Here is an 11,264-nt window from a genome sequence, read left to right as displayed (position 1 = left end):
GGGCAGGGTCAGCCGCCGACCGTCACCGTGATCGTGTCCCATCCGGTCGCGCCGCTCGGGGCGGGCGGAGCCTCCTGCTGCGTCTGCGTGTACCCCGACTTGTCGGTCGCCCGCACGGCGATCGTGTGCGAGCCCGAGGTCGCCGGCCACTGCAGCACCCACTGCACCCACGTGTCGTCGGAGATCGGTGCGGCCAGGGTGGCCTGCTGCCAGGCCTCGTCGTCGATGCGCACCTCCACCCCGGCGATGCCGGTGTGCGGCGCCCAGGCGACGCCCGCGATCGCGACGGTTCCGGATGCGACGGTCTGGCCCGACAGCGGAACGTCGATCCTCGACTCGGTCACCACGGGCCCGAGCGCGTCCCATCCGCGCGGAGTCCAGTACCCCTCGGCATCGGCGAAGCGCGTGACCCGCATCTCGGTGACCCATTTGGTGGCAGAGACGTAGCCGAAGAGGCCGGGCACGATCATCCGGGCCGGGAAACCGTGTTCGGTGGGCAGCGGCTCTCCGTTCATGCCCACGGCCAGAAGCGCCTCGCGGTTCGGATCGGTGAGAGCCTCGATCGGCGTGCCGGCACTGAATCCGTCGGGACCCGAGGAGAGCACCATGTCGGCTCCCGCCTGCGGCCCGGCCTTGGCGAGGAGCTCTCGGATCGGGTAACCGAGCCAGGTCGCGTTGCCGATGAGGCCTCCCCCGACCTCGTTCGAGACGCAGGCGATCGTGGTGACGTGCTCGGTGAGCGGCAGGGCGAGAAGCTCGGCGTAGCCGATCGTGACCTCGGTGTCGACGAGCCCGGTGATCTTCAGCTGCCAGGAGTCGGGGTCGATCTGCGGCACCTGCAACGCCACGTCAATGCGATAGAACTGCTCGTTCGGGGTGACGAGGGTGGTGATGCCCTCCACGTCGAGGCTGGTTCCGGCGGGGATCGCCGGCGCCGGCGTCGACGGGGCGGGCAGGGTGATCGCCTGCCGGATGGCGGTGACCGCCGCCGTGCTGGCGTTCATCGCGCGGGCACCGACGGCCGCGATCAGGGCGACGGCACCCGTGACCCCGGCGAAGGTCAGGAACTGCCGCCTGCGCATCCCTGCCGCGGCACTCGCCGGCGCGTCGACCCAGGCCCCGAGCCGATTGACGCCCGTGCGCAGCACCAGCACTCCGGCGATCATTCCGAGAACGGTCGGGAACGCCCACAGGGCACTGGCCTCGGGCCGGGTCTGCACGGCGACGACCGCGATCGCCGAGAACAGCACCAGGACAGCGACTCCGAGGGGCGGTCGACGGCGCTCGAGGACTCCCGCGAGCGCGGCGAACGCCACGACCACGATGCCGAGGATCACGAAGAGCGCGATCTTGTCGGCCGTGCCGAAGAGGCCGATCATCGTCTCTTTGAGCCAGCCGGGGGCCAGGTCGATGGCGAGCTGGCCGACCGCGAAGAAGGGCGATGACGAGGCCGAGACGAAGACGGCCACGACCTCGGCCACGGCCAGCACGGCGAGGGCCGACAGCACTCCGACGAGGGCGGCCATCCACTGTGTGCGCATGGGTTCGACCTTACGCGCCGACTCTCTGAGAACGGCCCGGTATTCGCGCCTCTCGGCGATTGCTACGCTACGACTGTGGTAGCTGTGTCGGGGGACAGTCGGGCGATGGCCCGTTCCTCCGTCGAGCGCTCCGTCTTCCTCTCCCAGCTTCTGATGGCCGGGGCCACGCTGGTGCTCGCGACCATCTCGTACCTGGTCGATCCGAAGGCCCTCGCGTCGCCCCTGTTCTTCGCCGGCGTCATCATCGTCTTCGCCGTGACCGGGCTGTCCGCCGCAGTGCCCTGGCGCCGAATCGACAAGCTGTGGATCGCAGCGCTGCCCCTGCTCGACATCATCGCGATCGCGTTCATCCGACAGGAGCAGCCTCAACTCGGCGCCAGCTTCCTCTTCGTCTTCCCGGCGATTTGGATGTCGATGCACTTCGGCGTGCGCGGAGCGGCGATCTCCGTTGTGCTGCCCTCGGTTCTGACCTGGGGCGGGGAGTTCCTGCGCAGCGGCGTGGAGACCATCGATCCGGTGGTGCTGCCTCGGCTGGGTATCGTGCCCATCGTGCTCGGCTTCGTCGCCACCACCGTCTACTCCACGACACGTCGGGCTGCCGCGCAGAGATCGCTGCTGCAGCAGCAGGCGGATCTCTTCGAGCAGGCGCTGCAGAGCTCCCGCCGGCAGAAGCGGACGCTCGACGAACTGTTCGACGCCGTCGACTTCGGCGTGATCGGCTTCGACGACTCGGGTCGGGTGAATCTCATCAATCGAGCCCAGCGCGAGATGGTCGCTCCGTTCGGGGTCGGAGACGGCTCGATCGTTCCCGCCGTCATCTACAGGGAAGACCGCACGACACCCTACGACGAGCGCGACCGGCCGTTCCAGCGTGCCCTGCGCGGCGAGACGATCGACAGGGAGACGGTGTGGTTCGGCGATCCCGGGGAGGCGCAGGCGGCCATCCTGACCTCGTCGCGACCCATCGTCGACGAGCACGGGCACTACGACGGCGGAGTCATCGTCTTCCGCGACATCACCGCCGAGCTCAAGGCGGTCAAGGCCCGTGACGATCTCGTAGCGTCGGTATCGCACGAACTGCGCACGCCGCTCACCTCGATCGTCGGCTACACCGAGCTCGCCCTCGACGAGGACATCTCCGACAGCACACGGGCGATGCTCGAGATCACCTCACGCAACGCCGACCGGATGCTGGGCATCGTGGCGGACCTGCTGGCCGCGGCCAGCGAATCGACACAGACCCTGCTGATGGTGTTCGCGCCCTGCGACCTCGCGCAGATCGTGCGCGAGGGAATGGAGTCGATCACGCCCGTTGCATCCATCAGCCACATCACGTTCACGACCCCCGAGCTCGAACCGCTCGTCTTCGACGCCGACGCCTTCCGCCTGCGGCAGGTCGTCGACAACCTCCTGTCGAACGCCGTGAAGTACAACGTGCCGTACGGACGCATCGACGTCAGCCTCACCGCGACGTCAGAGGACGTCGCCGAGCTGCGCGTTCACGACACGGGCCGGGGAATGACGGATGCGGAGCAGGCCCATCTGTTCGACCGCTTCTACCGGGCCGACTCGGTGCGCAATTCGGCCGTGCACGGTTCGGGCCTGGGGCTCAGCATCAGTCGCGACATCGTGCACCAGCACGGCGGCGAGCTGCGCCTCGACTCGTCGCGCGGCAAAGGCACGACGGCCATCATGACCATCCCCATGAAGGATCGCGAGCCCGCGGGCGAATCGTCTCTCGAATCGAAGGCAGACTCATGACCCTCGACGTCGTCACCCTGATGACCATGTCCAGCCTCGCGGTAGTGCTGTGCGGTGTCTCGTTCATTCTGAACACCTCGTTCTCTCGCAATGACGCGACAGGTCGCATGTGGAGCCTCGGCTTCATCAGCGGCATCATCGTGGCGGCCGGCTACGGCGTCGAGGCCGCGGTGGCCGATGCGTGGTGGGGTCTGGTCGTCGGCAACGTCGCCTATGTCGCCTCGATCGGCGCGCTGTGGTGCGGTGCCCGCCTGCACAACGGACGTTCGCCCAAGCTCTGGATCGTCGTGGTGATCGCGTTGGTCGTCGGGGCGGTGACGATACTGCAGACCCCGGGAGGAGGCACCTGGGCCGGAGCACCCGTTCTGTGGCTGGGCCTCGTCGCCCTGAGCGTACTCGGCGGAGTCGAATTGCAGCGCGGCAGGCTGCGCCGCAACGTCAACGGCCGCTCGCTCGGGATCGTGCTCTGGATCTTCGCCTTCTTCATGCTCGCCCGCACCATCGCATTCCTGGCCTCGGGGCCGGAGGGACGGGCGTTCACCCTGTACTTCGACCAGGGCATCGCGGCTGTGGTCACGATGGCGCTGATCATCAGCGCGGCGATCACGGTCTCGGTTCTGCGAGCGGAGCGGGGCGGCGACAGCGCCGTCGGCGACTTGAGCGTCGGCATCCTGTCTCGAGCCGGCGTGCTGTCGGCGGAATCGTTCGTGCAATCCGCCGAGGATCACCTCGAACGCGCGGAGAACACCCACCAGGGCATGGCGCTGATCGGGGCCGACATCGACCGCCTGCCCGAGGTGAACACCGCCTTCGGTCGTTCCGCCGGCGACGAGGCGATCTCCGCCTTCGCCCAGACGCTGCGCGGCACCGTTCCGGTGATGGCGGCGATCGGGCATCCGGCCGCGGGACGTTTCCTCGTTCTCGTCGCCGTCGCCAGCGCAACCGAGGCCCTCGCCGTCGCCGAGCGCATCCAGATCGCCCTCGTCGACAACCCGCTGCCCGACAGGCAGACGATCAGACTCACCGCCAGTCTCGGCGTCGCCGACACCTTCGACCACGGCTATTCGCTGTCGACTCTGACAGGGGCCGTGATCGACGCGATCGGTCGCAGCAAGGCCGCCGGGGGCAACCACATCGAGGTCAGCACGACCGCGTGAGCGGCCCCCGAGCAGCCGCGCGCTACTCCGCGATCGCGATCGTGACCTGGTCGCTTGCCGTCTGCTTGGCGTAGGTGCCCGACGTCGGCGTGGTCTGGATGAGCAGCTCGTAGGTGAACGACAGGGTCACGCTGGTGGCCGCGGGGTCGACGGCGGGCAGGATGAACGTCTGGCTGTAGCTGTAGGGCGACTTGATGTCGTACCCCGGCGTGACGGAGGCCTGGTCGCTCAGCGGAGCCGGCGCCTCGAGGGAGCCCTTCGGCCCGGCCACGGCGACGACGACGCTGACCCGCGACAGGTAGACCCCCTGGCCCTCATCGGTTCCGAGGGCCGCGATCAGCGAGAAGCTGATGGGCTTGTTCGCCTCGGCGGTCCACTGATCCATGCTGAGAGTCGACCAGTAGTTGGCGGTGAGGGCCGCGTCGCCGGCCTGCAGCTGGTGCTGGGCTGAGCCGGTGGCGAGCTCGTTCACGATCGAGGTGATCGTGGCCTTGGGCGTCGGGGTCGACGTCTTGGTCGACGTGGCGGCGGATGTCTCGCCGGCGGCCCACGGGGCGGTGCCGCACCCGCTCAGGGTCACGACCAGGGCCGTGCCGAGGGCAGCGGCTGCGGCCGCGTTCTTCCAGCTTCTGCGAATCATGCGTCATTCCCCCAGACCGTCGCGTCTCACCCCTCGCATGGGGTGCGCGAATCTTGAGCATATCTTGTGGAGACCTTGTCATTGGCTTGCCGAAAGCCTGATGTCGCTCGGGCACAGTTGCATTCATGACCGAGACGAACCGCTACGTGAAGCCCCAGCCGGCTGTCGACCCCGCACTCGCCGCCTACGCCACCGAGTTCATCGACATCGTCGATGCCCTGCCGAGCTACCGCCCCATGGTCGGCTGCATCGTTCCCGCATACAACGAGGCCGACTCCATCGCAGAGGTCCTCGAGTCGCTGCTGGCCCAGACCCGCCTCCCCGACGTCATCCACGTGGTCGTCAACAACTCGACCGACAAGACCGTCGAGATCGCCAGCGAGTACGCCGGCCCGCACAGCCGCACCGACAACGGCGTCACGCAGGAGACCGAGGTCTTCATCCACGACATCGGTGAGAACCCCGACAAGAAGGTCGGCGCGCTCAACTACGGCTACTCGCTGGTCGAAGGCTGCGACTACCTGCTCGGCGTCGACGGCGACACCACGGCAGACGTCACCGCCGTCGAGTCGCTCGAAGCCGAGATCGCCTCCGACACCCGCATCGGCGGCATCTCCGCGATCTACTCGATCGACGAAGCGCCCATCAAGGGCACCATGGCCAAGTTCCTCATCTCGGGACAGCGCGCCCAGTTCGCCGCATTCAACATGCAGAACATGCTGCGCGGCCGCAACATGGCGGTTCTGGGCGGCCAGTTCTCGATCTTCTCGATCAAAGCGCTGCGCGAGGTCATGGCCGACAGCCACCAGGCCACCCCGTGGGTCAAGGACAGCGAGGTCGAGGACTCCCTGCTCTCGCTGCAGATCAAGAGCGCCGGCTACCTCACGAAGATCTCGGCCCGCGCCCGCGCCAACGTCGGCGGCATGACCACGCTGCGCGGCCTCGACGCCCAGCAGGTCAAGTGGAACTTCGGCGCCATCGAGCTCATGTGGCCGGGGCAGCGCGGCGACACGAAGGGCCAGCCCTTCCACCCCAACCTGCGCCTGCGCTGGCTCGAGAACCTCTCGATGGTCGCCAACATCGTCACCCGCGGCCTGTTCTTCCTGCTGCTCATCGCCTCGCTCTCGATCGGCGCCTTCGTCTTCAGCCCGGTCTGGCTCATCCCGCCGGTCGTCGCCATCGCGCTGAACTGGCGCACCGCGGCCTCGATGAAGAACCGCAGCTGGCGCGACACGTTCTTCGCCATGGCGATGTTCCCCGCCGAGCTCTACATGTGGGTGCGCATCGGACACTTCGTTCGGGCCTGGTCGAAGTTCGCCAGCAACAAGCAGGTCGACAACTGGGCCGAGCAGGCCAAGGCCGAGCGCGGCTCGGGCAACGCCTACCTCACCCCGCTGCTCGTCGCCGCCGGCATCATCGTCGCGATGGTCGTCATCTGGATGCAGCTTCCGATCATGCTGCAGTCCACGATCCTCTGGATCGGGTGGCCCGTGCTCGGTGTCATCACCGTTCTGCAGACGCTCACCATGTTCGCCAAGCTCGTCAAGCGCCAGCACGGTTACAAGGTATGAGCCGACTTCTCGACGAGGACGCCCTCCACGACCTGCTCACTTCGGTGGGTCGGGACGAGGGGGCGCGTTCCCGTTTCGCCCGCGATTTCGTCAGCCTCTGGGAGACCCGTGTCCGGAGGCTGACGAACGCCCTCGACCGCCGCGATGCCGAGGAGACGCACGTCGTGCTCCTCAGCATCCGGTCGTCGTCGAGGATGATCGGCGCGCAGGTCATCGAGGCCACCGCATCGCTGATGCACAGCTCGCTCGAGCGGCAGGACTTCGAGGGCTGCGCACGACACCTCTCGCGGCTCGACCAGGTCGGGCAGGAGACGTGCATCGAACTCGACGTGCGGTTCGGGCTCACCTCGACCGCGTGAGCGCCGAGACGATGAGCTGTGAGGGGCCGACGAGTCTTTACTCGTCGGGCGCCGCGAGCCGGTAGCCGACCCCGCGCACCGTCTCGAGCCAGCGGGGCGTCGTGAGGCTGTCGCCGAGCTTCTTGCGCAGGTTGCCCATGTGCACCTCGACGGCGCGCTTGTCGGCCTCGGTCACGTAGTAGGCGGTCACATAGCTCTCGCCGCGCAGAAGCAGGGCCAGGTCGGCCTTCGTGCGCACGCGACGCTTCGACTCGACGACAGCGACCAGCAGGTCGAACTCCGTGCGGGTGAGGTCGAGGTCTTTGCCTTCGAGCGACGCCAGGCGCATCTCGCGGTTGAGTCGGAGTCCGTTGTGCTCGATCCACCCCTCGCCGCCATCGTCCGACGTCTCGCGGGGAGCCGGCTCTGCGGCATCCGGAACGCCCGGCGCGGCATGAGCGCCCGTTCTCGTGACGGGCTCCACGGCAGGTGCCGCGGGTGCCGGCGCGACAGGAGCCGCCGCGACGGGTGCCGGAGCGGTGGCGACAGGAGCTGCGGCAACAGGCGCGGTGGCGACAGGCGCCACGACCGCGACCGGCTCATCGGCCGACGCGATGCGCGGGCGACGCAGCATCGCGTCGATGCGGGCGCGCAGCTCGCGCGGGCGGAAGGGCTTGGTCAGGTAGTCGTCGGCTCCGGCCTCGAGCCCCTGCAGGGTGTCGATCTCCTCGTCGCGAGCCGTGAGCATCACGATGTAGGTCTGGCTGAAGGTGCGCAGGCGCTTGGCCACCTCGAAACCGTCCATGCCGGGCATGCTCACGTCGAGCGTCGTGACGATGGGCTCGTAGGCGCGCACCGCCTGGATGCCGTCGTGACCGTTGCTCGTGGCGATGACGTCGAAGCCGGCCTGGGTGAGGACGCTCTCGAGCAGGTGCCGGATGTCTGCATCGTCTTCGATGATGACGGCCATCCGTCTGTCTTGCGCCTCAAACCCCACAGTGATCCCCAATCATCAAAGGTACGCTGCACCCTACCAAAGGGCGCGGCTACCAGCCGGCATTGTCGGCGAGCTCCAGCGCGCTTTCGGGCCACCATGTTCCGGCCGCGGGCCCGCCGTTGCACGTGCCGTCGCTCTCGCCCGGCGGTTTGACCCAGAGCTCGGCGTCGAGGTGGCCCGCGTCGGTGACGACGGTCGGGGCCACGCCGAGGGCCCGGCCCGACGGGTTGCACCACTCGCCGTTGGAACCCTTGCCATTGCGACCCGTGTCGATCACGTAGTGCGAGCCGCCCGTCAGCGACGACAGCTTCTCGCCGTACGCGCGTTCCTTGACGGTGGAGTTGTAGTTCGACACGTTCGTGGCGAAGCCCCGCGTCTCGGCGATGCCCGCGCGATTCAACAGGTCGGCCATCTGCGTCGCCGGAAGCCAGGTCGAGTGCCCGCCGTCGAGGTACACGACGGCCTGCGTCGACGAGAAGGTGTCGACGGCGCCCTTGATCTGTGCGATGCGCTCGTCGACGTTGCCGCACTGCGTTGCTAGGGCGAGCGCGTCGGGCTCGAGGATGACGATGGCCGAGCGGTCGGCGAAGGCACCGGCGATCTGGGCGGCCCAGAGCGGATACTCCGCAGCGGTGAGCCCGCCGGACGAGAGGTTTCCGCAGTCGCGGTTCGGCACGCCGTAGACCACGAAGACGGGCGTCTGACCGGATGCGGCGGCCGCGTCGAGCGTGGCGGTCACCGTGGCGGCGACCGTCTCGGTCGGATACCTCTCGGGGACGAGCCAGATCGCGGCGGGAGTGGCCGCGAGCTTGTCGAGCACCTCGGTCTGCGCCGACGGTGCCACCGTCGAATCGGAACCGCTCTGGTCCGTCGCGGCGGATGCGGCGGCGGCCTTCGCGGCGAGCGATTCGGGATCGACGTAGAAGGTCTGGCCCTGCAGCGGATTGTCGATCGGCGCTCCCGGATCGGTCTCGGAGCCGGAGGCCGACTCGGAGGCGGGTATCGGGGTGGAGACGAGCCCGGTGAAGACCACGCCCAGGGCCACGATGGGCAGCGTGAGGGCCACGATGGCGATCGCTACCCCGATTCGCGAGCCTTTTGACGTCACGTCGCCAGTGTATCCGGCGTCGGCCGCGTATCCGGCGTCGGCCGCGCGAAAGAGACGTGCTGCAGAATCCAGGCGTGCATCGCGACCGCCGCCGCGGCCGAGGCGTTGATCGAGCGGGTCGAGCCGAACTGGCTGATCTCGACGATCGCCTGCGCGGCCTCGAGCGCCTCCGGCGAGAGACCCGGCCCCTCCTGGCCGAACAGCAGCACGCACGACTCGGGAAGCGCGAACGTCTCGATGATCACGCTGCCCGGCACGTTGTCGATGGCGATCACCGGCAGTCCCGCATCCGCAGCCCACGCGACGAACGTCTCGACGTCGGGATGGTGCAGCACGTGCTGGTAGCGGTCGGTCACCATGGCGCCGCGCTTGTTCCACCTGCGCCGCCCGATGATGTGCACCGTGTCGGCGCCGAAGGCGTTGGCGCTGCGCACGATCGATCCGATGTTGAGGTCGTGCTGCCAGTTCTCGATGGCCACGTGAAAGGGATGCCGCGTGAGGTCGAGGTCGGCGACGATCGCGTCCATGCGCCAGTAGCGGTAGCGATCGATCACGTTGCGCGAGTCGCCCGCCGCGAGCAGCTCGGGGTCGTAGATGTCGTCGTCGGGCAGCTCGCCCTGCCAGGGGCCGACGCCGTTGGTGGTGAGTTCGACAGACGGATTCGGCGACGCGGGAACCGGCTCATCGGGCATCCCCACAGGCTACCCTCCCGTTCTCGATCCGCCGTTCCCTGAGCCTGTCGAAGGGAGCCCGTCGAAGGGCGTCTCGACAGGCTCGACGAACGAAACGTTCGTTCCCTGAGCCTGTCGAAGGGAGCCCGTCGAAGGGCATCTCGACAGGCTCGACGAACGAAATTTTTAGGCGCGCCTAAAAATTCGCTACAGTAGCGGAATGCTCCACACCCCCGCCCCGGTGACGACGCCGGCAGCACCCCGCGGCTCGCACCTCGTGTGGCTGCTCGGACCCGCCCTCGTGGCGGGCGTGGCCTACCTCGACCCGGGCAACGTCGCGAGCAACATGACGGCCGGCGCCGCGTTCGGCTTCCTCCTGGTGTGGATCGTCGTGCTCGGCAATGTCATGGCGTGGCTCATCCAATACCTCTCCGCCAAGCTCGGCATCGTGACCGGCAAGAGCCTGCCCGAACTGCTCGGCGAACGCATCGGCAGCACCTGGGGCCGGCGGCTCTTCTGGGCGCAGGCCGAGCTCGTGGCCATGGCCACCGACCTCGCCGAGATCATCGGAGGGGCCATCGCCCTCTCGCTGCTGTTCGACCTGCCGCTGCTTCTCGGCGGCGCGATCACGGGCACCGTCTCGATGCTCGTGCTCATCCTGCAGGGGTCGGGGCGGCAGAAGACCTTCGAACGCGTCATCATCTCGATGCTCGTGATCATCGCCGTGGGCTTCGCGGCCGGGGTCGTCATCAATCCGCCCGATGCCGCATCCGTCGTCGGCGGGCTCGTGCCCCGCTTCGACGGCCCCGCGTCGGTGCTGCTCGCGGCATCCATTCTGGGCGCCACGATCATGCCGCACGCCATCTACGCGCACTCCGCCCTCACCCGCGATCGTTTCGCCGACCGCAGCCATCACCACAACACGAAGCGACTCCTCTCGGCCACCCGCTGGGACGTGTCGATAGCCCTCGCCATCGCGGGGACCGTGAACCTCGCCATCCTGCTTCTGGCCGCGACCTCGCTGCAGGGGGTGGAGGGAACCGACACGCTCGAGGGCGCGCACGCGGCGATCGGCCAGGCCATGGGCGGAGTGATCGCGACGCTGTTCGCGGTCGGGCTGCTCGCATCCGGTCTCGCCTCGACCTCGGTCGGCGCCTACGCGGGGGCCGAGATCATGCACGGACTGCTCCGGGTGCGCATCCCCATCGTGTGGCGCCGACTGGTCACGCTCATCCCCGCGCTCGTCATTCTGGGAGTCGGGCTCGACCCCACCTGGTCGCTCGTGGTCAGCCAGGTCGTGCTCTCGTTCGGCATTCCGTTCGCTCTGATCCCCCTCGTCTGGCTCACGTCGCGCCGGCAGCTGCTGGGAGAATTCACCAACCGCTGGTACACCACGGTGGCCGGCATCATCGCCTCGGCACTGCTCGTCACGCTCAACGTCACGCTGCTCGTGCTCATCTTCACCGGAGCCTGACAATAG

10 protein-coding genes are annotated in these 11,264 nt (G+C 68.2%); 5 read left to right on the top strand and 5 right to left on the bottom strand.

The features are described 5' to 3' along the window. Nucleotides 1–8: 8 nt before the first annotated feature. A complete protein-coding gene (locus ASF51_RS06565; RefSeq protein ID WP_055926696.1) occupies nt 9–1,541 on the bottom strand; it encodes a molybdopterin-dependent oxidoreductase in 1,533 nt (510 codons plus the stop codon). Nucleotides 1,542–1,646: 105 nt separating this feature from the next. Here ASF51_RS06565 and ASF51_RS06560 point away from each other — a divergent pair, with 105 nt between their 5' ends. Further along, nucleotides 1,647–3,302: a cell wall metabolism sensor histidine kinase WalK gene (locus ASF51_RS06560; protein ID WP_055926694.1), complete on the top strand. Its 1,656-nt coding sequence runs from the start codon at nt 1,647–1,649 to the stop codon at nt 3,300–3,302. Further along, a complete protein-coding gene (locus ASF51_RS06555) occupies nt 3,299–4,459 on the top strand; it encodes a GGDEF domain-containing protein (RefSeq protein ID WP_055926692.1) in 1,161 nt (386 codons plus the stop codon). Before ASF51_RS06560 ends, ASF51_RS06555 begins: the two co-directional genes overlap by 4 nt. Before the next feature lie 22 nt (nt 4,460–4,481). Here the strand turns inward: ASF51_RS06555 and ASF51_RS06550 are convergent, their stop codons facing one another. After that, complete coding sequence (locus ASF51_RS06550) at nt 4,482–5,099, bottom strand: hypothetical protein (RefSeq protein WP_055926691.1); 618 nt, start codon at nt 5,097–5,099, stop codon at nt 4,482–4,484. 125 nt (nt 5,100–5,224) lie between these two features. On the opposite strand from ASF51_RS06550, the gene ASF51_RS06545 reads away from it, so the two are divergent. Both ASF51_RS06545 and ASF51_RS06540 read left to right on the top strand, forming a co-directional pair. Next, complete coding sequence (locus ASF51_RS06545) at nt 5,225–6,670, top strand: glycosyltransferase family 2 protein (protein WP_055926689.1); 1,446 nt, start codon at nt 5,225–5,227, stop codon at nt 6,668–6,670. Further along, entirely contained in the window at nt 6,667–7,029 is a 363-nt protein-coding gene (locus ASF51_RS06540) for an Hpt domain-containing protein (protein ID WP_055926687.1), read from the top strand. Before ASF51_RS06545 ends, ASF51_RS06540 begins: the two co-directional genes overlap by 4 nt. A 37-nt stretch (nt 7,030–7,066) precedes the next feature. Here ASF51_RS06540 and ASF51_RS06535 read toward each other — a convergent pair whose 3' ends face one another. The 3 genes from ASF51_RS06535 to ASF51_RS06525 form a co-directional block, all read right to left on the bottom strand. Continuing rightward, nucleotides 7,067–7,978 carry a response regulator transcription factor gene (locus ASF51_RS06535; RefSeq protein WP_055926686.1) on the bottom strand — a complete coding sequence of 304 codons (912 nt, stop codon included), beginning with the start codon at nt 7,976–7,978 and terminating at the stop codon, nt 7,067–7,069. Between the two features lie 76 nt (nt 7,979–8,054). Then, nucleotides 8,055–9,113 (bottom strand): glycoside hydrolase family 6 protein, encoded by a 1,059-nt coding sequence (locus tag ASF51_RS06530; protein WP_055926684.1) that lies wholly within the window; start codon nt 9,111–9,113, stop codon nt 8,055–8,057. Then, complete coding sequence (locus tag ASF51_RS06525) at nt 9,110–9,805, bottom strand: TrmH family RNA methyltransferase (protein ID WP_055926682.1); 696 nt, start codon at nt 9,803–9,805, stop codon at nt 9,110–9,112. Before ASF51_RS06525 ends, ASF51_RS06530 begins: the two co-directional genes overlap by 4 nt. Before the next feature lie 199 nt (nt 9,806–10,004). On the opposite strand from ASF51_RS06525, the gene ASF51_RS06520 reads away from it, so the two are divergent. Continuing rightward, a complete protein-coding gene (locus tag ASF51_RS06520; protein ID WP_055926680.1) occupies nt 10,005–11,258 on the top strand; it encodes an Nramp family divalent metal transporter in 1,254 nt (417 codons plus the stop codon). Nucleotides 11,259–11,264 lie beyond the last annotated feature (6 nt).

This window comes from Agreia sp. Leaf283 (genome assembly GCF_001422485.1).
Classification (GTDB): domain Bacteria; phylum Actinomycetota; class Actinomycetes; order Actinomycetales; family Microbacteriaceae; genus Agreia.
This window is presented reverse-complemented; position numbering and strand designations above follow the sequence as displayed.